The sequence below is a fragment of the Azospirillum sp. 11R-A genome, from assembly GCF_049472615.1.
Lineage (GTDB): Bacteria > Pseudomonadota > Alphaproteobacteria > Azospirillales > Azospirillaceae > Azospirillum > Azospirillum palustre.
This window is the reverse complement of record NZ_JBCEBL010000007.1, coordinates 234,893-259,094: the sequence shown is the minus strand read 5'-3', so window position 1 is coordinate 259,094 and position 24,202 is coordinate 234,893. Positions and strand designations below refer to the sequence as shown.

The window sequence follows — 24,202 nt, the reverse complement described above, 5'->3', positions numbered from 1 at the left end:
CGACTGCGAAAGCTCGCCCTGGTTGTTCATCTCTCGAAAGGCGCGGTAAAGTTGCTTTCGATTGCGAAAGCATCTGGCGCTCGGCCAGGGTGACCGCCTGCCCTGCCCCGTGTTAAGGATCATCTGTCAGGTGATCGAGGGTACGGGGGGTACGGGTCAGCGATGCAGGCGGTGCGGAGACGACATTTCTTGAACCTGCTCGGCGGCCTGATCGGGGGCGCCGGTCTGGCCGCGGCCCTGCCCCGGCCGGCGATGGCCGCCGGTACCCTGCGGATCGGCTTCAAGTCCCTGCCCGGCGGACTCAACCCGCTGACCGTCAGCGATCTGGTCGCGCGTCAGGTCCTCGGCTCGATGTATGAGAGCCTGACCACGGTCGATACGAAAGGCCGCATCCTGCCCGGCCTCGCCACCGCCTGGGAGGCGTCCGAGGATGCGCGGCGCTGGCGGCTGACCATCCGCGACGGCGTCACCTTCCACACCGGCCGGCCGCTGACCGCGCTCGACGTCAAGCGCAGCTTCGAGGCGGCGCTGGGCGGCGACGGCACCAATTTCGCCGTGCTGGCGCTGTCGAAGGTGCGGGGCTTCCGCGAGCTGCGGGCGAAGACCGCCGGCGGACTGTCCGGCATCACCGTGATTGATGACCGGACGCTGGAGGTGGTCTGCGACGAGCCCTGCGCCGTCTTCCCCTTCGCCCGGCTGAACATCGTCGATGTCGAGGCGGCCGGGCAGGCCGGTCCCGACTGGTTCCGCACCCTGTCGGCGGGAACCGGACCCTACCGGCTGGTGCGGTCGAGCGACGGCATCCGCATGGATGTGGAGGCCAATCCCGGCTGGCGTGGCGGCTCGGTGCCGTTCGAGCGGGTGTCCTTCCTCGCCACCGGCATCGGCAACGACGGCATCACGCTGTTCAACGACAGCCAGATCGACTTCACCTTCGTCGACACCGATGCGCTGCGCGGGGTGATGGACGATCCCGGCTTCAAGCGCTCGCTGTCGAATGTGCCGCGCATGCAGATGCGGGTGGTGGCGCTCGACCCCAGGCGGGTCAAGGCGTTCGGCGATCTGCGGGTGCGCCGGGCGATGTCGCTGCTGATCGACCGCAGCGCCATGGTGGAGCGCTTCTTCCGTGGGGTGGCGAGCGTCCACAACGGCATCGTTCCGCCGGCCCTGCTGTCCAACGAGAGGCTGGAGCCGCTGGCCTACGACCCGCTGCTGGCCAAGCGCCTGCTGGAGGAGGCCGGCTATCCGGAGGGGCGCGGCATCGAGCCCTTCCTGGTCACCGTCGTGCCGGAATACCGGCGGGAGTTCGTCTATTACGTCTCGCAGTGGAACAATGCCGGCATTCCGGCAAAGCTGGTGATGGCGCCGCGGCAGGAGTTCATCGCCCGCTCGCGCCGGCGCGATTACGACGCCTTCCTGTTCGGCTGGACCGCCACCTATCCCGACCCGATGAACTTCCTCGACGAGCTGTTCAGCAGCAGCAGCCGTTTCAATCCCGTCGGCTGGACCAGCGCCCAGTTCGACGGCCTGATCGAACGCGCGATGGCGATTCCCGATCCCACCCTTCGGGCGGAGGTCTATAAGGACGCCGAATGCCTGGTGATGCAGGATTTGCCGGTGATACCGCTGGTGGTGCCGGACTATGTGGCGCTGCGTGGCAATGTGCTGAGCGACAATTTCATCACGCCGTTCGGCGGCCTGAACTTCGGCTGACGCTGCCGAGGGCAGGGGACGGCAAAGCCAGGGCGGAGGGCAGGGCGCCCGCATGAAAAAAGCCCCTGTCCGCAGCCGGACAGGGGCCTTTCCGTCGTTACAGGGACAGGAACGTCAGGCGGCGCCCTGCGGCCGTGCTTCGCGCAGGCAATCCGCGGCCTTCGCCTCGCGCAGGCAGTCGGCCGGCTTGGCTTCACGCAGGCAATCGGCCTGTGCGGCCTCCCGCAGGCAATCCGCGGCCTTCGCTTCCCGCAGACAGTCGGCCTGTGCGGCTTCGCGGAGGCAATCGGCGCTCTTGGCTTCCCGGAGACAGTCGGCCTGTGCGGCCTCCCGCAGGCAATCCGCGGCCTTCGCCTCGCGCAGGCAATCGGCCTTGGCGGCTTCGCGCAGGCAGTCGGCGCCGGCGAGCAGGCGGGCGCTGTCGCTGCGGGCGGCGTCCAGGCGTTCGGCCGGGACGGTCACGCCGTTGTGATGGAGATACTCGCCGTACACCGCGTCGCAGAACCGGAAATAGGCGCGGGTGTCGGCAACGATGAACACGTGCCACAGCTCGTCGCAGGCGGCCGATTGCGGAACGATGTCGCGGTCCGGATGCTCGGCGCAGGCCAGCAGGAATGCCTTCAGCTGGGTCAGCGCGATCTCGGACGTGGGGCGGGACATCCCCGCGGCGACCGCGCGGTCGACGACATAGCCGAAGTCGAAGCCGGCGATGATGTCATGGGCACGGGTGGTGTCGGTCTTGGTGGCGCCGCGCATGGGATCCTCCGGAGCTGCTTTTTCGGTTCGCTCTCGGATGGGGGCGGGATATCCGAGGGCACCGCTCGGATGTTGTGACATAGCATAGCCCGATATGTGAGATCATTTTTGGTCCTAAGCCCCAGGACGGGGGTGGGGACCTCAAATCGTCGGAGTCTTATGCGGAGCGGCGATGTCGAGCGCCACAACCGACGCAGTCCCCGCCGCTGCCGGTCGGGCCGCCGTCATCTGTTCCACCAGCGCCGACAGGCGGTCCGGCATGATCGGCTTGGCGGCGACGATGACGCCCATCTCCGCCGCGCGGGCGGTCACGGCGCCGTCGAGCCGGCCGGAGATCAGCACCGCCGGGATCCTGAGGCCGAGCCGGCGCCAGACGGTGTCGATGAAATCCAGGCCGTTCTCGGTGGCGGACAGGTGATAGTCGGCGATGACCGCATCGGGCCGGATATCGCCGCCCTCCACCGCGCGCAGCCCCTGGGCCACGCTGGAGGCGCCGACGACGCGATGGCCGGCGGTGTTGAGGAACATCGAGATGGCGGACAGCACGAACTGGTCGTCGTCGATCACCAGGATGGCGATCTCGCCGCTCTTCGCCGGTGCATCCGCCAGCGTCGCCAGCCCGGCGACCGCCGCCGGGGCGGAAACCGGGGCAGGGGTGGCAACCATGGCAGGAATGGCGGCAGGGGCGGGGGCGGGGACAGACGAAATTTCGGCCCGCCGCATCGGCTCCATGGCCGGCTCCAGGGCAGTCTCCACCGGCGCCAGCGGCAGGGTGACCGAGAAGACCGAGCCCTTGCCCGGCGTGGAGCGCACCTTGACCGGGTGATCCAGCACGCCGGCCAGCCGCCGGACGATCGACAGGCCGAGACCGATGCCGTTGTCGCGGTTGCGCTCCGGGTTGCCGATCTGGTGGAACTCCTCCCAGATGGCGTCCAGCCGGTCCTCGGGAATGCCGATGCCGGTGTCGCGCACCTCGACGATCAGGCTGCCGCCGGACTCCAGGCAGGCGACCTGCACCTGTCCGCTGGGTGTGTAGCGGATCGCGTTGTCGATCAGGTTGCCCAGCAGGCGCAGCAGCAGCACCCGGTCGGTCAGCACCGGGGCGCGGTACTGCGGCACCGAGAAGGCCAGCCCCTTGTTGCGGGCGACCGGCCCATACTGCGAGTCCAGCGCGTCGAACAGGTCGGCGACCTCGTGCACCGCAATGTTGGCGGTGACGCCGCCGGCATCGAGCCGCGACACCTCCAGCAGCTCGTCCAGCAGCTGCTTCAGCGTCATCACCACCTGTTCGATCTTGCGCGCCGATTCCGCCACCTTGGGGCTGGGGGCGGTGGCGCGCAGCATGGCGGTCAGCATCAGCAGAGACTGCGCCGGCTGGCGCAGGTCGTGGCTGGCGGCGGCCATGAACTTCGCCTTCGACGCCACCGCCTGCTCCGCCCGCTCCTTGGCGATGTGCAGGTCGATGGCGTTCTGGCGGAAGGTGTCGAGCGCCTTGGCCATGCGGCCGATCTCGTCGTCGCGGTGGCGCACCGGCACCGTCACCGTCACGTCGCCGGCGGCCAGATCGGCCATGGCGCGGGTCATGCCGGCAATCGGCAGCGTCACCCCGCGCGTCGCCCAGATCACGCCCAGCACCACCAGCAGCAGCGTGACGGCGCCGATGCCGCCCAGCACCAGCACATGGTGGCGGATGGCGGCGTCGGTCGGCCCGGTGTCGAGCCTGACCAGCAGCGTGCCGATGGTGCGCGAGCCGCCGGTGCGGTCCTGCCGGGTCAGCGGCACGGCGGCTGCCGTGGTCGCCGGATTGCCCCCTGTGTTGACGGCCGCATCGGCAACGGCGGTGGAGCCCGGCTTGCGGAAGATGGCGAAGCGCTCGCCATGGGTGCCGAGGATCACCGCCTCGGCGAAGCTGTCGATCGAGCGCAGCGGGCTCAGCGCCGTCAGCGCCTCTTCCGGGTCGAGGTCCCACAGCGCATTCGTCACGTCGTCGAGGACGATGCGGGTCGCCATCTCCGCCCGGATCGCCAGCTCGGCCCTGGTGTTGCGCACGTCGGACTGGATCAGCACGACCATCGGCACGGCGACCAGCACCGACACCAGCACCACCGCCGATGCGGTGGACCGGGCAACCAGGCTCCGTGAGAAGATCTTCAAGAACATGCCGAAGCCTACGAAAACACGATCACCACGAACGATGCGCCGCGGCATTCTAGCCGAATCGGACGCCAAACACGACAGCGACGTAAATGCCAGCGGTTCATGCGGCTGCCATCCGTAGTAGTAGGAAAAAAGGCGGTATGACTGTTTCGAATCGTTTCTTCTTCTTGTTAAGTTGCGCGTGTAAAAATTCCCGCCGGGTTTCGACGCATTCGTTTGGGAGCGGGGTAGCCGTTGGCGTAGCCGCCGGGGAGCGGAGCAATGGGAACGGGCATCATCATCGCCCTTGCGCACGGCGTCGGCCTGCTGGCGCTGGTTCTGCTTGCCTATCGCCATGTCCTGCGGCGGTTCGGCGCCCGGCGCGGCGCCTTCGCGGCGCTTTCCGGCCTGCTGTTCGGCGTGGCTGCCGTCCTCTCCATGCTGGACGCCTACCCGGTCGCCGACGGGGTGCTGGTCGATTTGCGCAACGCGATGATCGGGCTGGCCGGCCTGTTCGGCGGTCTGCCGGCGGCGCTGCTGTCGGCCGCCATCGCCGGGGCGGTGCGGCTGTGGCTGGGCGGGGTGGGGGCGACGACCGGGCTTGCCGGTATGCTGCTGACCGCCCTGGTCGCCCCGCTGCTGGCCCGCCCGATGGAGCGTCGCGCCGCCGGCAAAGCCGGAAAAGGCGATGGCAAGGGCGCCTTCGGCTTCGGCCTCCTGTCGCTGTTCGGTCTGGCGATTGCGCCGCTGACCCTGCTGGCCTTCCTGCTGCTGCCCGATTTCGACCTCGCCATGCGGGTGATGGAGGAGGCGGCGCTGCCGCTGATCGCCTTCACCACGCTGGGCATCGGCCTGCTCGGCACCATGCTGGCGCGCGAGCACCGGCGCTTCGCCGACGAGGGAGCGCTGGCCGAGAACGCCGCCCTGTTCCGCGCCGTCTTCGACAGCTCCGCCGACATCCTCGTCGTGCTGCGCGTCAACCCCGACGGCGGCTTCACCCTGCATTGCGCCAACGAGGCCGCCGCCGGCACCATGGGCGACCGGGTGGCGCAGGCGCGGGGCAAGCCGCTCGACGCGCTGCTGCCGCCCGATCTCGCCGCCAAGGTGATGGCCGACCTGCAATCCTGCATCGACGCCGCCGCCCCCACCCGCTTCGAGGAGCAGCACACCCATGACGGCGTCACCCGCTGGTGGGAGGTGTCGCAGGTGCCGATCCGCGACGAGAGCGGCGCCATCGTCCTGCTGTCGGTCGGTGCCCGCGACATCACCCGCCGGCACGAGGCGGAGCGGGCGATCCGCGCCAGCGAGGCGCGCTACCGCCTGCTGGCGCGCAGCGTCACCGACATCATCGGCCGCATCGGGCTGGACGGCGTGCGCCGCTTCTGTTCGGAGGCGACGCGCGACAGCCTGGGCTGCCCGCCCGCCGATCTGGTCGGCCGCCCGCTGGTGGAGCGGGTGCACCCCGACGACCGCGACGCGCTGTCCGCCGGCCTGGCCCGCCTGACGCCCGACCGCCCGACCCTGAAGACCACCTACCGGCTGCGCCATGCCGACGGCCGCTGGGTGTGGATCGAGGCGGCGGTGCGGCTGGTCGCCGACGACTGGGGCGCGCCGCAGGATTACGTCAGCGTCGAGCGCGACGTCACCTCGCGCAAGATCATGGAGGCGGAGCTTCAGGACGCCCGCCACGCGGCGGAGGCGGCCAGCCGCAGCAAGTCCGAATTCCTGGCGAGCCTGAGCCACGAGCTGCGCACGCCGATGAACGCCGTCATCGGCTTCGCCGACCTGATCGCGCGCGAGTCGGAGGGGCCGGTCGGCACCGCCCATTACCGCGACTTCGCCGTCAACATCCGCGACAGCGGCCAGCATCTCTTGGAGCTGATCAACGAGATCCTCGACCATGTCCGCGCCGAATCCGGCCAGCTGATCCTCGACGACGAGCCGGTCGATCTCGACGCCGCCGCCGTTTTCGCCGTCCGCCTGCTGATCCCGCGCGCCGCCCGCGCCGGCATCGCCCTGTCGGCCCAGGTCGCCCCCGCCGCCCGCCATCTGCGCGGCGACGAGCGGCGCATCCGCCAGATCCTGCTGAACCTGCTGTCCAACGCGGTGAAATACACGCCGTCCGGCGGTTCGGTGTCGCTGACCGCCGACCCGGCCCCCGACGGCGGCCTGCTGCTGGAGGTGCGGGACAACGGCGTCGGCATCCCCGAACAGGATCTGGACCGCGTCCTGCTGGCCTATGCCCGCGTCGCCACCCCGGAGAACCGCCAGACCGAGGGCGCCGGCCTTGGCCTGCCGCTGACCCGCCGGCTGGTGGAGCTGCATGGCGGCACGCTGACCCTGGCGAGCCGGGTGGGGCAGGGCACCACCGTCACCATCCATTTCCCGCCCGAGCGCGTCGCCGGTGGGATGGCCGGTGAAATGGCCGGCGAGGCGGGCGGCGAAGCGACCGCTGCACCGGCGGCCCAGTCCGTGGGGGGCCGTCCCGGCCTGTCGATCCTGATGGTGGACGACGACCACAACATCCGCGAGAACGGCAGCGCCCTGCTGCGCAGCTGGGGCCACCGGGTGACCGCCGCGTCCGGTGCCGGCGAGGCCCTGGTGGTGCTGCGCGGGTCCGAACCGCTGGACCTGCTGTTCAGCGACATCGTGATGCCACCGGGGATGAACGGGGCGGAGTTGGCGCGCGAGGCGCGGCGCCTGCGCCCCGACCTGCCGGTTCTGCTGGCGTCGGGCTTCGCCGCCCATGCGGTGGTGGCCGACGATGTGGCGATGGGTGGCTACGACCTGATCGCCAAGCCCTATGACCCGGCGGAGCTGCGCCAGCATCTCGACCGCCTGCGCCCGCGGCCCGTCCCCCCTCCGGCCATCCCCTCTGCGGCCGTCCCTCCGCCGCCCGCGCCGCTTTCGCACCCGGAGCCCCGGCCCGAGCCGGATCCCGCCCCGGCCCCCGCCGCCGAGCCGTCCCGACTGCCGTCTCCCGTGCCGCCGCCGGCCGTGGCCGAGCCGCCGGCGCTGCGTCCCGTTCCCGCCCCGCCCGCGGGCGGGGCCTTGCGCATCCTGGTGGTGGAGGATGTGGAGATGAACCGCCTGCTGGTCGTCACGCTGCTGACGCAGGCCGGCCACCGGGTGGTGGCGGTGGAGAACGGCGCCGAGGCGGTGGAGGCGGTGGCGCAGGCGGCCAAGGGGGTGGATGGGAGCGAGCCCTTCGACGCCATCCTGATGGACATCAACATGCCGGTGATGGACGGCCTGGAGGCGACGCGCCTGATCCGCGCCATGCCGGGTCCGGAGTCCCGCGTCGCCATCGTGGCCCTGACCGCCAACACCTTCCCCGACGACATCGCCCGCTGCTACGAGACCGGCATGGACTGCCATGTGCCGAAGCCCATTGACCGGGCCCAACTGCTGAGCGAAGTCACGCGGTGCGTGGCGTCGCGCCGCACGGTGGAGACGATGGGGTAGGGGGTGGAGACTACATGTGGCGGGAAAAGCAAGCGTCTCCCAAATTTAGCTGCCATCACGTTTTAGATTATTTTTGATTGCATCTATCATCCGTGTTCTGGAATTATCAGATCCGGTAATATTCTTGTTTTTTTCTGCGCTTTTAATAATCTTATCCAAGTTTTCTTGAGAAAGCGATTTCTTCATTTCCTCAAAATGATCGTGTTCACGCAAAATAAGCTCTCTAAGAGTATCAGGAATTTGCTTTATAGAGGTCAAGTTTATGCTTCCAACGTCAAATGGCGTAGAGTTCTTCATTTCCTCGTTGTCCCACCCTTCACTGAATATGTAAAAATATATGAACGGTACTTTAAACAGGGAAAAAAATCTGTGAGGGTTGTCATAGAATCGGATGTCCTGCCCACCAACAGAGCGCTCTAGATTGTATATCATCTCGGGTGGCAAGTCGTAATAGGACGAATCCGCGATGAATGGCGCAAAATAAATTTTCGATAAACACTGTTTCGCATTTATCTGATGTTTCAGAGAAGACATAAACGAATCAAAAAGAATATTATCCTCGATGGTCCTGTCGTTATCTCTGTGCCTTGTCGTTAAAAGAGCTCTCCAAAAAATAGAAATAACTGCAACGCGCATTTCCTCTGTTACAGTAATTGAATTTGCTTGGGAACGATAATTTGCTATAATTTTGAATACACCTTTTGCAAAAACTTTTTCTATTGCCGAAAGCTTTCCTTCGCAATCGTTGCAGAGGAGGTGTTCCTTAGGGCCGTCCTGGAGTCTATCATTAACGTTATCGCCGCCTCTGATGAATCCTGTCTTCGAACTTTCTTTTACCCATTTATAAACGAACTTTGGTATAGAGTGAGACTCCTTCAATTCGATGTTCTCAGTATCACATAATGCACACTTTCCAACATGAGCACTTGCGTTCTTTGCGTTATTCATGGAATTTTCCTCTTGGAGATGGTCAGACTATTTTTAGATAAACAAATATCTAGCCGATTCTGGATTTTTAGCTAAATGCTCAATCCTGCTCGACATGAGAGTTAGCGTGATTATAACTAATTGGCAAAGATATCGCAAATAGATTGTAAATTGAACTCGTATGTCCATCTTGAGTCAGAAGCGGACATTGAAGGCTATCGTGGGAAGGGTAGAGAGCCCTCGCTTCAGAAACAATCAGTCGGCCAGCACCGGTTCATAATTAACTCCAATTTACAAGTTAGCTTTCAAAGCTGAATTGACATCATAAGTTGTAGCCAATGTAATAGGTTTAGATAGAGAGAGCCAATAGCGCCGATCAGAGCGTCATAATGTCCGATCGCTTTAGCAAGGATGAATGGTGTTGCTGAGATACCAAGTGTCTTCATGACGGATTTGATGAACTCATCGATTCCCGTGTCAATCTTCTTCCCACTCCACTTCAGGACAGCGATGAGTGAATCGCGCAAATGTCGAGTGGATGTGACAACATTAGTGACATCAGGGGCGTCGGACTTGATCTCTGTCCTGATATCCGCGACAACGGCCTTGATCTTTCTCTTTTCGTCATCCTCGGTGACGACGGTAGCCTCGGTCGCTTCGGCTTCGATTGGTTCTGGAGGATTATTGTGACCCATCATGCTTGAGGGCTTGTTGAGCCGATCAAGCTCCTCTTCGACCTTCTTGATGTCCTTAAGGATTACATCCCTTGCGGCGAGTTCCTCACGGCTCCCGTATTTCGGGATCAAACCAAACTCGATTTTATTTGCTATCGCATCCAGAGGGTCAACCTCTGGCCGCTGATCGACAACAACTGGTGGCCATTCTTCGTCGGCGTCCGGGACGTACTCGTCCCTGTCGTCGCGCTCATCATCATAGTCTCCGTCGCTCGGTGTCGGCGCCCATTTCGTGCCCTCTTGCTCTAGCTCTTCAACCAGTTCTTCAATGAGCTTTTGCGGGGCAAGGCCGCCGAATTCCGACTCAAGTTCTTCGCGGGCATCGTAGGGGCCACCCCAAATCCATTGATATCCGCCTTCAGCGGATTCGTATGGAGTCCGCTGAGCCGGATCCTCGTAGTGCTGCCCGAACCACGACCGCATGACCTCGATTTTTTGCTCTCGCCGAAGCCGACGGAATGCACTGCGAGTGATGCCCTCTGGAAATTCCGGGCTGTGGTAGCGGGGAACAGGCTTAGGCATCGCGGCAACCGAACGGTGAGTGCGTGGGATCCAATTATAGTTCCAAATGATTTCTGATTCAATTTATTAGTCTTTTGATGCCATCCACAGCGTGGTTTTGCAACCGCCACCATCTCGGCTGCTTACGCTGAAATGGGCATGGCTCTCCCGCCCTTTGCGTGAAGGAAACGCTCACTCTGCCAGTGTCGGGCTAGCTGGAGAGGCTCTACGCTGAACACATCGAGATGTCGGTGAGGCGTTAAAATTTGACACTTTCCTATCCGTCTCCATCCCCCTTTCCAAAATCCCCCCACCTAAGGACTGCAATCCTATACCCTCTCCGCAATGCCCACTCATTCGCGGAGCCACGCCATGCCCCTCGACAGCCGCAGCTTCACCACCGACAACTTCCCCCGCTGGGCCGAAGAGCCGCCGACCCCGTCGGACGGCTCGCTGGTCCCCGGTTCGCAGTTCCATTGTGGGGAGGTGATCGTTTTGGCATGGCTGGGGGAAGAAAAAATTGGGCTCAAGCTGTTGATTTAAATCGACGTTTCGGACTTCGGCCAGAGAACGTCGATTTGGCACAAAATGGGTAGAAACAAGCTATTTGCGCATGCGATTTGGCACAAACCGTGCTCCAGCCGGATAAGGCTGATCAAATTCAGGAGGGAAGCGGTCGAGCTGCTGCTATGCACTCATTCTGACCGACGCCGGAGAAGACATAGCAGTTGAACAGTGTCCGGTTCAGGCCAGTATTGGCGTTCTTCTGATAGATTGCGACAACACCATAGTTCCTGTAGCCACCCGCTTTAAAAAAATCAGCATTCGACTGTGTCTTAGGCGCCTCTGCCTCGCTTCTGAAAAAGGCAACCTCGCACCAATTCGATGATGAGCACAGAGAATTCGAAGCAATTTTATATACATTCCCATCCTTGAAGCTTGAAGGCTCCACCACAGCAAAGTGATATGCGGCTCCTCCAATCAATCCACTGACGCGTTTCCAGCGGCTATCTTGAGAACTACTGTTAGGTGAACAAGACGCAACTAGAAGAGCAAGAATTCCTATTATCGAAATTTCGCGAATAGGTTGGTTGTTTTTCATTGGCCGATCTCTTCAATATCATTATCGTTTAATCGACTTGAGCAATTCTTCAAGAAAACGCTCCGCCTTCGGATATAATTCGAGAGGAATTAGTCGATACCTGGGGACGAGCTTATGGCCACCACCAAGATGGCGAAATAGATCACCATAGACACTACCGAAAGACCGTCTTCCGCGACCAGCGATAATGCCAACCAGTTCTTGGATACGTCCGGCTTGGGCGTCGGTTATGTGATCATTTCCTGGCCGAACTACTACTTCTATTCTCTCGGCAACTTTCTCGCCTTGGATAACGGTTACACTACTGTAATTGCCCGTCCGTACGTTGACGGACCGGTCCACCGGAGCCGATCCCCCAGCCTGATGCGCGCTGGGCGCATTCTTTAGCATATTGAATACCCGTTCTAAGCGATAATCCTTGTCGTTACTCGCCGACATTCTGGACCCCATTATCCCGTCACAAGGCGGAGGATGCGTCCGACTTTCTTCGGATCAGATGTTGCCTCCCCTTCGACACAATCTTCCAATGCCATTTCATAAAGTTCTGTAAACACGCTAGATTTCTGACTAGGCGGAAGCACGCGTCCGTTGTCTTCGAGCCACGCCTCTACCTGTGAAATGATCTGCTCCAATAAATGACGGTCTAGAGACGCGCTCGTCTCCTTGGGGCGTGCGGCCGGAAATCGCACCACCGTGCTGCTTATCTCGTCAATTCGCATCGGGCCATCGCCTGCAAGCAACCATTCCAATCTGACTCCGGCCGCCTTAGCGATTTTGACAGCATCGGATGCACGAGGCTCTGTCTTGCCCTCCACGTAGTTAGCCATCGTCCGCTGAGGCATCTCGCAGACTCTGGCTAACGCTGCTGCGCCGCCCGTCGCATCAGCCAAAATTTTCAATCTATCGGCAATGTGAGCGTGGTCAGAGTTCATAGCTGTAACTCTGACCGTGGGGGGCAGCGAACTTTGACCGGACCAAGTGCTGGTAAGACATTGATCGGACATATAAATCGGAAAATCCTGGCAAAGCGCAGGCGCCATCGAACTCTGACGGAAAAATCTGGCTTGATGACAATGCGGAAATAGGCTTAAATCGGTTCATGGAACTTTACCCGTCAAGCTCAGACATCCCAAAGAAAGCCCGCTTCCGCGGGCCATGGATCGTGTTCCGACTGCGTGTCGTCGGCTCCAGCGTGGCGGCTCTCGCCGCCGAGCTGGGGGTTACGAAGGCAGCGGTCAGTGACGCCATCGTGAACGGATCGTCCGAGCGCCTGGAAAGGGCGGTTGCCGAGAAGCTCCACCTGCCTGTCCAGAAACTCTTCGCCGAGCGCTACGACGCCACCGGCTGCCGCCTGCGTGCCAAGCGCAAACGTACCACGCCCTCCACCCCTCGCAATGTCAAAGCTCAGGAGGCTGCTTAGGCATGAACAGCCTGCCTGGAAACCCCGTCTAGAGCATCCACCCCCCACCCATCACGAATTCTTTCCCACATCCGTCGCGCCGCAGCGGCGGTGAAGGGAGAGGCTCTGCCGACCGCTCGTCGCTGCACGCGATGGCGCTCACGGCAAGGCCGCCTCGGGAGACCTTCATGACCCGCCGTCGTCGTTTTGCCCCAACGAACCCGCATCCTTCGCAGTTCTCTCTGCTGCCGGATGCATTCCACGCACTTCCCAAATCCCCGGCCGCCCTGCCGGGAAGTCTGGGATGCGCGACTCGGGTTGCCGGGCTCGTCGCCTATGGCCTGGACCAAGCTCGCATCGAGCGTGGCCGTGGCCGGGAGGCTGTCGCCACCCGTATGTCCGAACTGACGGGGGAGCGCATCACGGTCCCGATGCTGAACGCCATGACCGCGGACAGCCATCAGGGGCACCGCTTCCCTTTGCAATGGCTTCCTGCCTTCGTGGAAGCCACCGGCTGCTACGAGCTGATGACGCAGATCGCCGAGTTGATCGGCGCAATGGTGCTCATCGGCGACGACGTGATCCGCGCCAAGATGGCCGAACAGGATCGGATCGCCGCACAAGCGCAGGCAGAAAAGCGCCGGCTAGCCCGGATGGCAGGCCGCGATGCGTGACGCCTTGACCGCAGGGGAGCTTGCATCCCTCCATCGGTGCATTCCGCTGCCCGCAGAAAGTGGCTCGGGCATCACCCGTGTTGCGAAGCGTGACAACTGGAAGGCCCGCCCGCGCAATGGTCGTGGTGGCGGGCGGGAATTCCCTCTTGCGACGCTGCCTTCACCCATCCGTGACGCGATCACGCAGGCAGTGACGGAAGGTGTTCCGGCCGTCTGCGCCGTCCTGTCCGCGCCGGTGCCGGCCAACACCGTTCCCGCTGTCCTGCCGGCACCGCCCCGCCAGATCCCGGTTGCTGCCCAACTGGCCGATTGGCAACGCCGCACCCTGGAAGCCCGCGCCGCAATTCTGGCTGAAATCGACCGGATGACCGTGGTCAGCGGCAGCTGGCGCAAGGCGGCCGAAGCCGTCGCCGCCTCCGCTCAAGCCCGCACACTCCGCCCCGAACTGGCGGCGCTGGTGCCGGTCGCCAACGCCAAATCCGGCGGCAAGGCTGGCGCCCGCACCCTATCTCTCCGCACCCTCTACCGCTGGGCAGAAGCCCGCGAGGTCGCCGGCACGGCCGGCGCCGCCGCCCTGGCACCCAGGGAGGCTGCCCGCCCGATCCTGGTGCAACCATGGGCCGCCGCCCTGCTGACCCTCTACCGCCAACCGCAAAAGCCTTCGCTGGCGTGGTGCCTGGAGGAAATGTCCAAGCGCTATCCGACCATCCCGGCCCCCTCCTACGATCAGGCGCGGCGTTTCGTGAAGGGACTGTCGCCCATCGAGCGCAACCGCGGCCGGATGGGACCGCTGGCGCTGAAGGCGCTGAAATCCTACATCGCCCGCGACACCGGCACCCTGTGGCCCACCGCCGCCTATTCGGCGGACGGCCACACCTTCGACGCGGAGGTGCAACACCCCATCCATGGCCGGCCCTTCCGCCCGGAGCTGACCGCCGTCATCGACCTGAAGACCCGCAAGATCGTCGGATGGTCGGCCGCGCTGTCGGAAAACACCTGGGGCGTGCTGGATGCACTGCGCAATGCCTGCACCAGTCACGGCGTGCCCTGTATCTGGTACGTCGACCGCGGCAAGGGCTTCAACAACGACGCCATGGGCGCGGCGACCGACGACGAGGCCGACGATCCGGCGACTTTGGGGTTCCTTGGCCGTCTCGGCATCACGAAGGTGAACTCCATCGCCCGCAACTCCCAGGCGCGCGGCGCCATGGAGCGGGTGCAGGGCACGGTGTGGGTGCGGGCGGCCAAGGCGCTGCCGACCTACATGGGCGCGCCGATGGACATGGAGGCTCGTCAAAAAGCCTTCAAAGCGACCCGAGCCGCCGTCAAAAACGGCGTGCAGTCGCCGCTGCTCATGTCCTGGACGGCGTTCCTGGAGTGGGCGCAAGGCGTGGTTGAAGCCTACAACGCACGGATCCATTCCAGTCTGCCGAAGCTACGCGATCCGCAGACCGGCCGCGCCCGTCACCAGACACCAGCGGAAGCCTGGGAGGCCGGCGCCGCCGCCCCCGGCGTCGAGATCGACATTCCCAGCGCGGCTGAAGCCGAAGACCTGTTCCGCCCGATGGTGAAGCGGACCCCGCGCCGCGGTCTGGTGGAGCTGTTCGGCAACCAGTACCACAACCGCGCTCTGGAGCATGTCGACGGCGACGTCCTGGTTGCCTACGACATCCACGACGCCGAATGGGTGTGGGTCCGCGATCTGGACGGCCGGCTGATCTGCAAGGCGCAGTGGGACGCCCACAAGCGCGACTATTTTCCAAAGTCGGTACTGGATCAGGCAGCGGAACGGCGCAGCAAGGCCGCGGTCAAGCGGCTGGCTGCCCACGCCGACACCGCCCTGGCGGAACTCGGTCCGCGCGTCATCGACCACGTTCCCGATCCCATCCCGGCGGAACTGGTGGCCGATGCCGACGCCATGTTCGCCCGCCTCTCCGGCGAGACCACCCCGGCCGCCCTGCCGGCACCCGACGACGTCCGGCCGATCTTCGCCGACGACGAGAGCTGGGCACGCTGGCTGATCGAACACCCCGACGCCGCGACCGATCAGGACCGCGCCCTTCTGACCACCGAACTGCGCCGGAACGAGTTCCGCGCCCTCCTGAACCTTGCCGGTATCGACGTCGCCGCACTGACGTCGATTGCCGCCGACATGAAAGCCCAAGCCTATGCGTGACCGTTTCGTCAAGACCAGCAACGTCACCCGTTTCATGGCCGGCCTGACGGCCATCCAGCAGCGCGGCGCCGGGGAAGCGTGCCTGATGGTGGTGGACGGCGTGCCCGGCGTCTCCAAGTCCACCGTCGTCCAGTGGTGGGCGGTACAGGAGGACGCGATCCTGATCCGCGCCAAGACCAAGTACACCGCCGCGTGGCTGCTGCGCGACCTGATGGAGGCGCTGGGCATCAAGGACGAGGCGCGCAAGACGGAGGATATGTACCGCCGCGTCGTCCAGGCTTTGGCGGTTCGCAAGCAACAGGCCGTCAAGGCCGGCCGCATGTTCGGCGTCGCGGTGGATGAAATCGACCATGTGCTGTCGGAGCGCCGCCGGGCCGAAGAGATCCTGGAGACCCTGCGCGACCTGTCCGACATCCTGGAGATCCCGACGATCCTGGTCGGCATGGACCGCGTCCGTCCGGCGCTGTCCAAGCATCCTCAGATCACCAGCCGGGTCGGCGCCTATGTCGAGTTCCTGCCGGCCGATCAGACCGACGCTGCCGCCATGGTGCGGGATCTCTGCGACGTGCCGGTGGCCGACTGCCTGATCGGCTGCCTGTTGGAGCTGTCCGGCGGACTGCTGCGCGAGATCAAGGAGGGCATCGCCCGCATCGAGCGCTTCGGCACGCGCAACGGCGCCAGCTCCGACAAGCCGGTGACGCGGGCCGCGATGACCGGTCAGCTGCTGCTGAACGACCGGGCGACCGGCAAACCCCTGCATGTGCGCTGACCATGCGCGATCCTATCCGTAGGGCCGTGCTGGCGGCGATGACGCCGCCGGAGGGCCAACCGACCAAGGTGATGACGCTGGATGATCTGGTGGCCGCTACTGGCTTTGCGCGTGGCAAGGTACATGGCTCGGTCTGCCTCGCCATCTCCGCCGGGTTGCTGACGTGGGTCGGCAAGGGCAGGTACCGGTTCGTGCCGCCGGACCAGCGTCTTCCCCGTGAACCCGCTCCGCCTCGTCCGCCTCGCGCACCGACCGGACGGACGGCCAACGGCCTGCGTGATCGTCTGTGGCGGGCCATGCGGATCGTCAAAAAAGGATCCGTGTCTGAAATCGTCCGTCTCGTCCTGCGCGACGGCGAACAGGCGAAGAGCGTGCATGCGACCACCACGGACTATCTGCGTGTGCTGGCTCGGGCGGGATACCTGATCGACCTCCGGCGGCTTGGTGAAAAAGAGGCCCGTTACTCGCTGCTGCGCGACACCGGCCCCCTGCCGCCGGCCTTCAAGGCCGGTACGAAGGCGGTTCGCGACCGCAACACCGGGGAGACCTTCCGCATCGACGGGGAGGATGGCGCATGAGCGGCAACAGGCGCCCCCGCGTCACCTTGGACCCGGCCGACCGCGACCGGGCGATGGCGCTGCTGGTGCGGGAGATCGCCGCCACCTCGGTTGCCGCGGTGGCGCGCCGGCTCGGCACCTATGGCCGCGTCACCGTGTCGATGGTGGCGGCCGGCACCTATGCCGGCCGGCCCGACGCCCCGCTGGCCCGCGTGCTGGAGGTGTTCGATGCCGACACCGTCGACTGCCCCCATCTCGGTCGCCCGCTGGCGCGGCCGGACTGCCGCACCCATGCCGGCCGTGCGATGCCGACCGGTTCCCCCGCCGCCTTCCGCCATTGGGAGGCGTGCCAGTCCTGCCCGCACCGGGGAGATGCCTCATGAAGAAGTTGAGCGACGATCTGCGATCCCTACGCGGGGTCATCGCGCGGCAGGCAGAGCCGCTGGACGGACACATCCATTTCGCGCCGGACCAGACGGATGCCTTTCTGGAACTGCTGGATGGTGTGATCGGGCGTGCCCAGTCGATGGAGGCGCTGCTGGGGCAGCGGCCGGACGTGCCCGAGCACGTCCTGGTGCTGAACGCCGTCGTCCTGCGTCTGCCGGCCCGTCAGGTCACGAACCCGGAAGGGGGGGCATGATGGCCGACTATGCCTTCACCATCGCTGAAGCGTGGCGGATGCTGCGCGGCTACAGCGACGCCCTGGCGATAGGGGGGACTCCGTCATCAATGGAGTTGGGGCGCCGTCTGGGCATCAGTTCGGGCAAGTCCGTCATCCTGCGCCGGGCCTGCATCCAGCTCGGCTGGATCGTGGTGGTCCATCAGCCTCACGGATCCTGGCCGGGCGAACTCGCATTGACCGCCGCCGGCCGGATCGTTGCGAAGCTGGCTGAGCCTCCGTCCGGGCCGGTGGGCAGGCTGCATGTCGACCGTGCTGCTTCATCGCGGCAGCAGCAGCGCAGGCAGCCCCAGCCGGCGCCTGCATCTGCATCCTCCAAGGCGGCCTACCGGCGCTGCCTGTCCTGCGGCGAGCATTTCGCATCGGACGGGCCGCAGCACCGCATCTGCAACCGGTGCAAGGGCACCGAAGAGTTCCGCTCCGCGCCCACCACGTTCGCTCTGAGGCTGTGATGCCCGTGCCCTTCCATGCTGGCGACACGATTGCCCTGACCGTGCCGGGCCAAGGCGCATCGGACACCCACACCGTGTCCCGCCGCGTCCTGGTCTGGCGCCAGAAGGGCGACCGCGTCGACTGCGTCCTGTCGGATCAGGACGGGGGTCTGGCGCTCGCCAGCATCGCGCCAGCCGGGGCCGGGCGCTGGTCCTGCCTTGGCGTCCCGGCCGCCATCGGCACTCCGCCGCCGCGGGTGCGCTGATGACCGCCGCCATCGCCGCCGCGCTCTTCCGCGCCTTCGACCTTTCCCCACCCGCCGTCCCGCCGATCCCGGCCGGGCCGGAGCGCTTTCCGACCATCTTCCAATCTGAGGACGCTTCCATGGAGATCGCCACCATTCCCACCGTCCCGACCTTGCCCGCGCTGCCGGACGGGTCGCCGACGCTCGCCCGGCATCTGCACGCCGTGCTGTCCATCGTCCAGCGCCATGCGCCGCTGGTCGCGCCCCTGTCCACCGACGAGCTGGCGGCGGTCGAAGCTGCCCGCTCCGTGCTGTCCGCCCTGCCGTCTGCCGTTCCGTCCTGCATCTTCCTGGAGGGTAAGACCTACTGGCGCGACGAGGACGGCGGCCTGATGCCGGAAGGCGTCATCAAGCCCTATCGCTTCCTGGAAGACGCCTATGTCCGCACGGTGGCGACGGCGGCACTCGCAACCAACGGCACCCTGGAGCGGCTGAAGGCGCTGTCCTTCAGCGAGGCGCAGGCCCTGATCGACACGCTGGCCGGCGTCCACGGCGTGAAGGCCGGCGGCAAGGCCGGCAACGTCAGTTTCCACAGCTACGACCGCGCCTGGAAGGTCCAGATCTCGGTCCAGGAACGACTGGCGGTCAATGCCAACATCGAGACGGCGAAGTCGGCCCTGAACGAGTGGCTGAAGGAGGCGGATGCCGGCGACGAGGTGCGGGCGCTGGTCAACGCTGCCTTTGGCCTTGGCGATCAGGACGGTGTCCGTGTCGCCGAGTTGGTGCGCCTGAAGCGCCTGAAGATCGACCATCCGATGTGGAAGGCGGCCATGGCCGCGATTGACGACGCCCTGGATACGGCCGGGAAGGCTCAATACCTGCGCGTCTACCGCCGCGATCCGGCCGGCAAGTATGTCCAGATCCCTCTCGACTTAGCCAGCGTGTGAGGTGAAGCCATGGCAAACATCCTCACCTTCAACGAACCGGATGCTCTTAGCTACGACCCCTTCGAAGGAGACTTCGGCGATCTGGGCACGCGCACAACATCCGACACGTTCATCACCGCTCCCGAACCGCCCCGGTGCCATACCTGCGGCGGCAGGCTTACTCCCGGCACGCGATGCCGTCACTTGGTTGAGCAACGCGGTTGCGAAGAGGACGGGGACGAGGTGGCGGACATCCAGCGCACCGAGTTCTTCTTTTGCCAGCACTGCTGCGCTGCAATGGCGAAGGACGTCAACGATGGCGGCGACCGCGTCGGGATCCGCACCGCGAGGATGATCGCGAACCGGGAGAAGGGAGGGGCCGGGAAATGAGCCTCTGCTATCTCCTTGCGCAGCATGGCGCGGCGACGTCGCCGCCCACCTCTCCCGTCATGCTGGCCGTTCTGGCGCAGGTTTCCGTGGTGGAGCGGGATTTCGGCCTGTCCGACACCCTCTACGCGCTGGTGACGGCTTACACCTCGCTCGTCTCGACGCTTGCCGCCAACCATGCCCACTCCCTGGACGACGCGATCCAGGAGTTGAGTGACGCCCAGAAGCACCTGACCGCCGTCCGTGATGCCATGGCGGCAGGGCAGCCCTTGCCCGATACCGGCACCATCCAGGCGGCAATCGGGGTGGACGACGCGCTCGCCTGGGGCGTGCCCTTGACGGAGGGGCGGGCATGAGCAGCCATGATACATCCGAGCGTGCCAGACGCATCGAGCGGGTGCGCAAGCTGTTGGCTGTGGCGCGCGACCCCGGTGCCACCGAGCATGAGGCGGCCACCGCCCTGGCGATGGCGCAACGGCTGATGGAGGAAGGCGGCATCTCCGATCAGGAATGCCGGGCGCACGATGCTTGCGAAAACCAAACGGAGCGGGGAACACGGGCGAACGACCCCCCAAAATGGGAGAATGGGCTTGCCGGGCTGATCGGACGAGCCTTCGCTTGTGATCTGATCTTCCACATGTCCGGCCGTTGGTCTTTCATCGGCATCGACCCGCTGCCGGAAGTCGCGGCCTACGCCTTCGACGTCCTGCACCGCCAGTTGAGCCGTGCCCGTCGAACCTACATCGCCGAAAAGCTGAAGCGCGTCACCGTGCGGGCCAACAAGGTGAGGCGCGCCGACCTGTTCTGTGACGGCTGGGTTGCCGGCGTCGCGAAGACGGTCAACCGCATGGCGCGGCGGCCGGAAGACGGCGACGCCATCAAGGCGTATGTCGCGCTGACATATCCCTCATTGACCGAACTGTCCCCGCGTGACCGCAACGCCTCCCGTAACCTGCGGGATTACGAGCATCGGGACTGGCAATCCGGCCGGCATGACGGGCAGTCCGCCGAACTGAACACCGGTGTGGGGGTGGGTGGGGCGGCACCGGCGCGGATCGGCACCGACCCTCTCGACCGTCTGGCCGAAGCTGCGAAAGGGCTGATGCCATGAGCGCCGCCATCGCCCTGTCCATCGACCTGTACGATGACGGCGTGGTCCCCGTCCTTCTGGTGGCTGGCATCCCCGGCCATCCCGAAGAGGTCGCATTTCTGGTGGATGGACCGCACGTCCGGGCGCTCCGGCCGGTGCGGGGCATTCCCGCGTGCCTGCCCGAGCGCGCGATGGGACGCGGCCTGCCGTGTCTTGCCGCCGTCCTGCGCGACGCGCTCCTGTCGGCAGGTGCACCATGACGGACACCGTCAAGTTGGCGATTGCCGCCGCTGCTGCTGTCCGCCGGCTCCGGCGGGGAGAAGCCGTGGTGGGCACCTTCCGGGGCGAACTGGTCGGGCTGCTGCTGGGCATCGTCACGGTGGGGGCCGGGCGACCGGCGGCCGGTGCCACCGATCCCGGAGAACTGATCCGTCTGCTGGTCAGCCTGTGCCGTGCAGCGGGCATGTCCGGGCCGGAGATGGTGTCGCGCTTCAACGACGCCGTGGAGCGGAGGGACTGATGGCGAAGCGTCAACCCGCCCCCAGCACTGACGCCATCTGCGCGGCCATCGACGCGGCCATGGCCGGAAAGGGCCGGCGCTTGGCCGAACTGGTGAAGGGCATCAGCACGGATGATCTTGCCATCGCCTTCGGCGCGGTGGGGAGCCGCGTCGGCCCCATCGGCTTCGACGTTCTGTCCCGCGCCCTGTCCTACGCTTCCGGCATGAAGGAACAGCGCACCATCCAGGCGGCCGAACGCCGCCAGTGGCGCAAGGAATGGAAGACCAGATCATGACCACCGTCACCGTCAAAAACGACCGGCTCCAACCCCTGCGCGTCAAAGTCCAGACCCTGCGCCGTTTGGTCCCGGCCATGGCCGACGAGGACACGTGGCGTGCCTTCCTGGGTCTTGCCGCCGATGGCCTCACCAGCACCCGCGCCATGACGGAGCGGCAGCTGAAGGCCGTGGTGGACGGGTTGCACAAGGCCGGCGCCCCGCGCACCGCCGCCCGGAGCGGCCGGGCCGGGGCCGTTCCTGCCAAGTCCCGCTATGCCGCTTCGCCCCAGCTCGGCAAAATCCGCGCGCTGTGGATCACGCTGGCCGATGCCGGTGTCATCCGCGACCGTTCCGACACGGCGCTGGAAGCCTTCGTGCGCAACCGCACCGGACAGGATGTCGGCCGGCTGGACGCCGCCGCAGCCGGCCGCGCCATCGAGGCGCTGAAGGCGATGGCGCGGCGCAAGGGCGTGATCTTGGAGTCTTGACCATGGCAGACGACCGCACACTCTCCGCCCGTCTGCCCGGCCCGCTTGGCGACCTCGCCCGGCGCGGCCATGGCGGTGCGGCTTTGCGCCTCGTCCGCGAATGGGGTGGGACCAAGCGCAGCGTGCCCGGCCGGCTGCGTGAGCCGTCGCCGCTGGTGGAGCTGATCGGCGCGGAGGCTGCCGCCGCGCTGATCGACATCTGCGGTCCCTGCCGCCTGGACATCCCGTCGCGCGCCTGCCTGGAAGATACCCTGAAGGCGAAGGTTCTGCTCGCCGAAGGGACTACCCGCGAAATCGCGGTGGCGACCGGGGCGACGGAACGCTACGTTCGCATGACCCGCAACGCCGGCATGCCGGCGACCTGGACCCGTCCGCGCCGGGCCAAGCCCAAGGACGAACGCCAGACCGACTTGGTCGACTGGCTGAGCGGAACCCCTTCCGCGTCGAAATAACGCCCGCATACGGGCACGGTCCAACCGTTGCAACAACCGCGACGGGTGGACCATGGTCTCCAGTCTGTCGGGCATCTCGCCCCGTCATTTCGCGCTTTACGTCGTCCGCGACACGCTGGCCCGTCTGGCCGGCCCGGACGTTCCCGGCATCGACAGCCCCAGCGCCGTGGAGCTTCTGGTCGGCATTGCCGCGCAGGAAAGCGGCTTCCGTGCCCTCGACCAGATCACCGGGCCGAACGACACCCGTCTCGGTCCCGCCTATGGGCTGTATCAGATCGAGCCCGCCACCCGCGCCGACATCCACGCCAATTTCCTGCGCCACCGCCCGGCGCTGAACGAGCGCGTCTGCCGTCTGCTGGCCGCCGATCCGTCGCCCGATCACCAGCTGGCGACCAATCTCGCTTACGCCACCGCCATCGCCCGGTTGGTCATTTACCGTAGCCCCTACCGGCTGGCGGCGCCCGGCGACGTGGCCGGCCACGCCTGGATCTGGAAGCAGGCGTACAACACGCCGCGCGGCAAGGGGACCACCGAAGACTTCGTCCGGAACTGGGACCGGCTGGTGGCCGGAAGCCTGTAACGCCCTGCCGGCGGCGCCCGGACGGGGGCCGGCATCCATGTTCCAACCGGAGACCAACAGCATGAGCGACCAGTCCAGCGGGACCGGGGCCGACAGCAAGCCCTGGTACCAGTCCCGCACCATCATCGGTGCGGGTGTCACCACCCTGTCGGCCCTTGCCGGCCTTGCCGGCCATGCCCTGCCGCCGGACCTGCAAAGTCAGGCGGTGGAGCTGATCACGGGGGGCGGCGCGCTGATCGGCGGCGCCCTGTCGTTCTGGGGCCGCCTGCGCGCCACCCGCGTGATCGGCTGACCGGAGGGGCGCGTCCATGGACATCACGTTGGCACAGGTGCAGAGCGTTTCCACCATCGTGCTGGGCGTGGGCGCGCTCGTCTGCGCGGCCATCATGTGGCGGCTCAAGGGCGAGTTCGCCGCGCGCGGCGACGTCAAGGCCCTGGCCGAACGGGTCGACCGCATGGAACTGGAACATGCCGCCCTGACGGCGCGTGTCGATCAGGGTCCGACGCATGAGGACATCGCCCGGCTGCGCGAAGGTTTGGGCGAAGTGGCCGGCGACGTCAAGGCGCTGAACGCCACTGTCGGCACCGGCATGCAGGGCATGCGCGAACAACTCGCCATGCTGGTCAAGCATCAACTGGAGAAGGTGTCATGAAGACCTTTGCCGACCGGCTGACGGAACATCTGCGTCTCGTCATCCTGCGCTGCCTGACCGAGACGCCGGTGGACGAGGCGCGCCGCTTCTGGGCACTCCACGCCCTGTGGCAGGCGCCCGGCCGCACGGCCAACCTGTCTCTGATCCAGGACGAGCTGACGGCGGCCGGCTGCCCCGTCACCCGCGATCAGATGCGCACGCTGGCCGGGTGGCTGACCGAACAGAACCTCTGCACCCCGGCCGGCACCGACGCCGTGCCCGGCCTGCGGCTGACCCAGCGCGGGCTGGAGGTGTCGGTCGGTACCGTCGAGACCTTCGGCGTCGCCCCGCCTCCGACCGCGGACTGGCTGCATGCCCGTGCGTTGGCGCTCTGCCTGGAGGTTCCGCGTTCGGCCGTCGTCGATGCGATCACGTGGCTGTTCGCAGAGAAGCTGGTCTCCCCGACCGCTGACGGTCTGGTGCGCCTTCTGCCGCGTGCCGCCGATGTCGCCGCCGGTCGGGACGTGGTCGATGGCATCAAGGTTCCATCGCCGTCCGAGATGATGGGCGCCGCCGCCCGCTCCGCCCGCGCCACGCTGGGGTGAG

Annotated in this window: 31 protein-coding genes; 25 read left to right on the top strand and 6 right to left on the bottom strand. The window is 65.6% G+C overall.

Annotated elements, in window-relative coordinates:
- The first annotated feature begins 189 nt into the window (after window positions 1-189).
- Complete coding sequence (locus VH569_RS13390; RefSeq protein ID WP_423315776.1) at window positions 190-1,713, top strand: ABC transporter substrate-binding protein; 1,524 nt, start codon at window positions 190-192, stop codon at window positions 1,711-1,713.
- Between the two features lie 114 nt (window positions 1,714-1,827).
- On the opposite strand, the gene VH569_RS13385 is transcribed toward VH569_RS13390, so the two are convergent.
- Both VH569_RS13385 and VH569_RS13380 read right to left on the bottom strand, forming a co-directional pair.
- Entirely contained in the window at window positions 1,828-2,469 is a 642-nt protein-coding gene (locus VH569_RS13385; protein ID WP_423315775.1) for a hypothetical protein, read from the bottom strand.
- Window positions 2,470-2,610: 141 nt separating this feature from the next.
- Window positions 2,611-4,629 carry an ATP-binding protein gene (locus VH569_RS13380; protein WP_423315774.1) on the bottom strand — a complete coding sequence of 673 codons (2,019 nt, stop codon included), beginning with the start codon at window positions 4,627-4,629 and terminating at the stop codon, window positions 2,611-2,613.
- Window positions 4,630-4,887: 258 nt separating this feature from the next.
- On the opposite strand from VH569_RS13380, the gene VH569_RS13375 reads away from it, so the two are divergent.
- On the top strand, window positions 4,888-8,070 hold the full coding sequence (locus VH569_RS13375; protein ID WP_423315773.1) for a response regulator: 3,183 nt from the start codon (window positions 4,888-4,890) through the stop codon (window positions 8,068-8,070).
- A gap of 45 nt (window positions 8,071-8,115) precedes the next feature.
- Here the strand turns inward: VH569_RS13375 and VH569_RS13370 are convergent, their stop codons facing one another.
- Window positions 8,116-9,018: a hypothetical protein gene (locus VH569_RS13370; RefSeq protein ID WP_423315772.1), complete on the bottom strand. Its 903-nt coding sequence runs from the start codon at window positions 9,016-9,018 to the stop codon at window positions 8,116-8,118.
- Between the two features lie 284 nt (window positions 9,019-9,302).
- Window positions 9,303-10,253, bottom strand: coding sequence for a hypothetical protein (locus VH569_RS13365; protein ID WP_423315771.1), 951 nt, complete (start codon window positions 10,251-10,253; stop codon window positions 9,303-9,305).
- 351 nt (window positions 10,254-10,604) lie between these two features.
- On the opposite strand from VH569_RS13365, the gene VH569_RS13360 reads away from it, so the two are divergent.
- Complete coding sequence (locus tag VH569_RS13360) at window positions 10,605-10,775, top strand: hypothetical protein (protein ID WP_423315770.1); 171 nt, start codon at window positions 10,605-10,607, stop codon at window positions 10,773-10,775.
- Between the two features lie 118 nt (window positions 10,776-10,893).
- Here the strand turns inward: VH569_RS13360 and VH569_RS13355 are convergent, their stop codons facing one another.
- Together VH569_RS13355 and VH569_RS13350 are read right to left on the bottom strand one after the other, a co-directional pair.
- On the bottom strand, window positions 10,894-11,334 hold the full coding sequence (locus VH569_RS13355) for a hypothetical protein (protein ID WP_423315769.1): 441 nt from the start codon (window positions 11,332-11,334) through the stop codon (window positions 10,894-10,896).
- 449 nt (window positions 11,335-11,783) lie between these two features.
- On the bottom strand, window positions 11,784-12,266 hold the full coding sequence (locus VH569_RS13350; protein WP_423315768.1) for a helix-turn-helix domain-containing protein: 483 nt from the start codon (window positions 12,264-12,266) through the stop codon (window positions 11,784-11,786).
- 167 nt (window positions 12,267-12,433) lie between these two features.
- Between VH569_RS13350 and VH569_RS13345 the strand changes: the two genes are divergently transcribed.
- From VH569_RS13345 to VH569_RS13240, 22 genes are all read left to right on the top strand, one after another.
- A complete protein-coding gene (locus VH569_RS13345) occupies window positions 12,434-12,754 on the top strand; it encodes a helix-turn-helix domain-containing protein (RefSeq protein WP_423315767.1) in 321 nt (106 codons plus the stop codon).
- 167 nt (window positions 12,755-12,921) lie between these two features.
- Window positions 12,922-13,407, top strand: a complete 486-nt coding sequence (locus VH569_RS13340) for a hypothetical protein (RefSeq protein WP_423315766.1) — start codon at window positions 12,922-12,924, stop codon at window positions 13,405-13,407.
- Complete coding sequence (locus tag VH569_RS13335) at window positions 13,400-15,583, top strand: Mu transposase C-terminal domain-containing protein (protein ID WP_423315765.1); 2,184 nt, start codon at window positions 13,400-13,402, stop codon at window positions 15,581-15,583. The genes VH569_RS13340 and VH569_RS13335 overlap by 8 nt, the downstream gene beginning before the upstream one ends.
- Window positions 15,576-16,352 (top strand): AAA family ATPase, encoded by a 777-nt coding sequence (locus VH569_RS13330; RefSeq protein ID WP_423315764.1) that lies wholly within the window; start codon window positions 15,576-15,578, stop codon window positions 16,350-16,352. Before VH569_RS13335 ends, VH569_RS13330 begins: the two co-directional genes overlap by 8 nt.
- A 2-nt stretch (window positions 16,353-16,354) precedes the next feature.
- Window positions 16,355-16,930, top strand: a complete 576-nt coding sequence (locus VH569_RS13325; protein ID WP_423315763.1) for a hypothetical protein — start codon at window positions 16,355-16,357, stop codon at window positions 16,928-16,930.
- The gene (locus tag VH569_RS13320) at window positions 16,927-17,292 is read left to right on the top strand and encodes a hypothetical protein (protein ID WP_423315762.1); all 366 of its coding nucleotides are present in this window, start codon (window positions 16,927-16,929) and stop codon (window positions 17,290-17,292) included. The genes VH569_RS13325 and VH569_RS13320 overlap by 4 nt, the downstream gene beginning before the upstream one ends.
- Complete coding sequence (locus VH569_RS13315) at window positions 17,289-17,549, top strand: hypothetical protein (protein ID WP_423315761.1); 261 nt, start codon at window positions 17,289-17,291, stop codon at window positions 17,547-17,549. Before VH569_RS13320 ends, VH569_RS13315 begins: the two co-directional genes overlap by 4 nt.
- The gene (locus tag VH569_RS13310) at window positions 17,546-18,040 is read left to right on the top strand and encodes a hypothetical protein (RefSeq protein WP_423315760.1); all 495 of its coding nucleotides are present in this window, start codon (window positions 17,546-17,548) and stop codon (window positions 18,038-18,040) included. The genes VH569_RS13315 and VH569_RS13310 overlap by 4 nt, the downstream gene beginning before the upstream one ends.
- The gene (locus tag VH569_RS13305; RefSeq protein WP_423315759.1) at window positions 18,040-18,285 is read left to right on the top strand and encodes a hypothetical protein; all 246 of its coding nucleotides are present in this window, start codon (window positions 18,040-18,042) and stop codon (window positions 18,283-18,285) included. Before VH569_RS13310 ends, VH569_RS13305 begins: the two co-directional genes overlap by 1 nt.
- Complete coding sequence (locus VH569_RS13300; protein WP_423315758.1) at window positions 18,285-19,211, top strand: DUF3164 family protein; 927 nt, start codon at window positions 18,285-18,287, stop codon at window positions 19,209-19,211. The genes VH569_RS13305 and VH569_RS13300 overlap by 1 nt, the downstream gene beginning before the upstream one ends.
- Before the next feature lie 9 nt (window positions 19,212-19,220).
- Window positions 19,221-19,580: a hypothetical protein gene (locus VH569_RS13295; protein WP_423315757.1), complete on the top strand. Its 360-nt coding sequence runs from the start codon at window positions 19,221-19,223 to the stop codon at window positions 19,578-19,580.
- Complete coding sequence (locus VH569_RS13290; protein WP_423315756.1) at window positions 19,577-19,933, top strand: hypothetical protein; 357 nt, start codon at window positions 19,577-19,579, stop codon at window positions 19,931-19,933. Before VH569_RS13295 ends, VH569_RS13290 begins: the two co-directional genes overlap by 4 nt.
- The gene (locus VH569_RS13285; protein WP_423315755.1) at window positions 19,930-20,688 is read left to right on the top strand and encodes a DUF2786 domain-containing protein; all 759 of its coding nucleotides are present in this window, start codon (window positions 19,930-19,932) and stop codon (window positions 20,686-20,688) included. The genes VH569_RS13290 and VH569_RS13285 overlap by 4 nt, the downstream gene beginning before the upstream one ends.
- Window positions 20,685-20,927: a hypothetical protein gene (locus VH569_RS13280; protein WP_423315754.1), complete on the top strand. Its 243-nt coding sequence runs from the start codon at window positions 20,685-20,687 to the stop codon at window positions 20,925-20,927. Before VH569_RS13285 ends, VH569_RS13280 begins: the two co-directional genes overlap by 4 nt.
- Complete coding sequence (locus VH569_RS13275) at window positions 20,924-21,187, top strand: hypothetical protein (protein ID WP_423315753.1); 264 nt, start codon at window positions 20,924-20,926, stop codon at window positions 21,185-21,187. The genes VH569_RS13280 and VH569_RS13275 overlap by 4 nt, the downstream gene beginning before the upstream one ends.
- Complete coding sequence (locus VH569_RS13270) at window positions 21,187-21,462, top strand: hypothetical protein (protein ID WP_423315752.1); 276 nt, start codon at window positions 21,187-21,189, stop codon at window positions 21,460-21,462. The genes VH569_RS13275 and VH569_RS13270 overlap by 1 nt, the downstream gene beginning before the upstream one ends.
- Complete coding sequence (locus tag VH569_RS13265; protein ID WP_423315751.1) at window positions 21,459-21,932, top strand: phage protein GemA/Gp16 family protein; 474 nt, start codon at window positions 21,459-21,461, stop codon at window positions 21,930-21,932. The genes VH569_RS13270 and VH569_RS13265 overlap by 4 nt, the downstream gene beginning before the upstream one ends.
- Before the next feature lie 2 nt (window positions 21,933-21,934).
- A complete protein-coding gene (locus VH569_RS13260) occupies window positions 21,935-22,384 on the top strand; it encodes a hypothetical protein (RefSeq protein ID WP_423315750.1) in 450 nt (149 codons plus the stop codon).
- 52 nt (window positions 22,385-22,436) lie between these two features.
- Window positions 22,437-22,964 carry a hypothetical protein gene (locus tag VH569_RS13255; RefSeq protein ID WP_423315749.1) on the top strand — a complete coding sequence of 176 codons (528 nt, stop codon included), beginning with the start codon at window positions 22,437-22,439 and terminating at the stop codon, window positions 22,962-22,964.
- Window positions 22,965-23,025: 61 nt separating this feature from the next.
- Complete coding sequence (locus VH569_RS13250) at window positions 23,026-23,256, top strand: hypothetical protein (RefSeq protein ID WP_423315748.1); 231 nt, start codon at window positions 23,026-23,028, stop codon at window positions 23,254-23,256.
- A gap of 16 nt (window positions 23,257-23,272) precedes the next feature.
- Window positions 23,273-23,617, top strand: a complete 345-nt coding sequence (locus VH569_RS13245; RefSeq protein ID WP_423315747.1) for a DUF2730 family protein — start codon at window positions 23,273-23,275, stop codon at window positions 23,615-23,617.
- On the top strand, window positions 23,614-24,201 hold the full coding sequence (locus VH569_RS13240; protein ID WP_423315746.1) for a hypothetical protein: 588 nt from the start codon (window positions 23,614-23,616) through the stop codon (window positions 24,199-24,201). Before VH569_RS13245 ends, VH569_RS13240 begins: the two co-directional genes overlap by 4 nt.
- The last annotated feature ends 1 nt before the right edge of the window (window position 24,202 follow it).

Excerpts from the sequence above, each read along its gene's own strand:
- VH569_RS13385 (WP_423315775.1), bottom strand. The coding sequence starts at position 2,469 with ATGCGCGGCGCCACCAAGACCGACACCACCCGTGCCCATGACATCATC.
- VH569_RS13380 (WP_423315774.1), bottom strand. The coding sequence starts at position 4,629 with ATGTTCTTGAAGATCTTCTCACGGAGCCTGGTTGCCCGGTCCACCGCA.
- VH569_RS13375 (WP_423315773.1), top strand. The coding sequence starts at position 4,888 with ATGGGAACGGGCATCATCATCGCCCTTGCGCACGGCGTCGGCCTGCTG.
- VH569_RS13370 (WP_423315772.1), bottom strand. The coding sequence starts at position 9,018 with ATGAATAACGCAAAGAACGCAAGTGCTCATGTTGGAAAGTGTGCATTA.
- VH569_RS13365 (WP_423315771.1), bottom strand. The coding sequence starts at position 10,253 with ATGCCTAAGCCTGTTCCCCGCTACCACAGCCCGGAATTTCCAGAGGGC.
- VH569_RS13360 (WP_423315770.1), top strand. The coding sequence starts at position 10,605 with ATGCCCCTCGACAGCCGCAGCTTCACCACCGACAACTTCCCCCGCTGG.
- VH569_RS13355 (WP_423315769.1), bottom strand. The coding sequence starts at position 11,334 with ATGAAAAACAACCAACCTATTCGCGAAATTTCGATAATAGGAATTCTT.
- VH569_RS13350 (WP_423315768.1), bottom strand. The coding sequence starts at position 12,266 with ATGAACTCTGACCACGCTCACATTGCCGATAGATTGAAAATTTTGGCT.
- VH569_RS13345 (WP_423315767.1), top strand. The coding sequence starts at position 12,434 with ATGGAACTTTACCCGTCAAGCTCAGACATCCCAAAGAAAGCCCGCTTC.
- VH569_RS13340 (WP_423315766.1), top strand. The coding sequence starts at position 12,922 with ATGACCCGCCGTCGTCGTTTTGCCCCAACGAACCCGCATCCTTCGCAG.
- VH569_RS13335 (WP_423315765.1), top strand. The coding sequence starts at position 13,400 with ATGCGTGACGCCTTGACCGCAGGGGAGCTTGCATCCCTCCATCGGTGC.
- VH569_RS13330 (WP_423315764.1), top strand. The coding sequence starts at position 15,576 with ATGCGTGACCGTTTCGTCAAGACCAGCAACGTCACCCGTTTCATGGCC.
- VH569_RS13325 (WP_423315763.1), top strand. The coding sequence starts at position 16,355 with ATGCGCGATCCTATCCGTAGGGCCGTGCTGGCGGCGATGACGCCGCCG.
- VH569_RS13320 (WP_423315762.1), top strand. The coding sequence starts at position 16,927 with ATGAGCGGCAACAGGCGCCCCCGCGTCACCTTGGACCCGGCCGACCGC.
- VH569_RS13315 (WP_423315761.1), top strand. The coding sequence starts at position 17,289 with ATGAAGAAGTTGAGCGACGATCTGCGATCCCTACGCGGGGTCATCGCG.
- VH569_RS13310 (WP_423315760.1), top strand. The coding sequence starts at position 17,546 with ATGATGGCCGACTATGCCTTCACCATCGCTGAAGCGTGGCGGATGCTG.
- VH569_RS13305 (WP_423315759.1), top strand. The coding sequence starts at position 18,040 with ATGCCCGTGCCCTTCCATGCTGGCGACACGATTGCCCTGACCGTGCCG.
- VH569_RS13300 (WP_423315758.1), top strand. The coding sequence starts at position 18,285 with ATGACCGCCGCCATCGCCGCCGCGCTCTTCCGCGCCTTCGACCTTTCC.
- VH569_RS13295 (WP_423315757.1), top strand. The coding sequence starts at position 19,221 with ATGGCAAACATCCTCACCTTCAACGAACCGGATGCTCTTAGCTACGAC.
- VH569_RS13290 (WP_423315756.1), top strand. The coding sequence starts at position 19,577 with ATGAGCCTCTGCTATCTCCTTGCGCAGCATGGCGCGGCGACGTCGCCG.
- VH569_RS13285 (WP_423315755.1), top strand. The coding sequence starts at position 19,930 with ATGAGCAGCCATGATACATCCGAGCGTGCCAGACGCATCGAGCGGGTG.
- VH569_RS13280 (WP_423315754.1), top strand. The coding sequence starts at position 20,685 with ATGAGCGCCGCCATCGCCCTGTCCATCGACCTGTACGATGACGGCGTG.
- VH569_RS13275 (WP_423315753.1), top strand. The coding sequence starts at position 20,924 with ATGACGGACACCGTCAAGTTGGCGATTGCCGCCGCTGCTGCTGTCCGC.
- VH569_RS13270 (WP_423315752.1), top strand. The coding sequence starts at position 21,187 with ATGGCGAAGCGTCAACCCGCCCCCAGCACTGACGCCATCTGCGCGGCC.
- VH569_RS13265 (WP_423315751.1), top strand. The coding sequence starts at position 21,459 with ATGACCACCGTCACCGTCAAAAACGACCGGCTCCAACCCCTGCGCGTC.
- VH569_RS13260 (WP_423315750.1), top strand. The coding sequence starts at position 21,935 with ATGGCAGACGACCGCACACTCTCCGCCCGTCTGCCCGGCCCGCTTGGC.
- VH569_RS13255 (WP_423315749.1), top strand. The coding sequence starts at position 22,437 with ATGGTCTCCAGTCTGTCGGGCATCTCGCCCCGTCATTTCGCGCTTTAC.
- VH569_RS13250 (WP_423315748.1), top strand. The coding sequence starts at position 23,026 with ATGAGCGACCAGTCCAGCGGGACCGGGGCCGACAGCAAGCCCTGGTAC.
- VH569_RS13245 (WP_423315747.1), top strand. The coding sequence starts at position 23,273 with ATGGACATCACGTTGGCACAGGTGCAGAGCGTTTCCACCATCGTGCTG.
- VH569_RS13240 (WP_423315746.1), top strand. The coding sequence starts at position 23,614 with ATGAAGACCTTTGCCGACCGGCTGACGGAACATCTGCGTCTCGTCATC.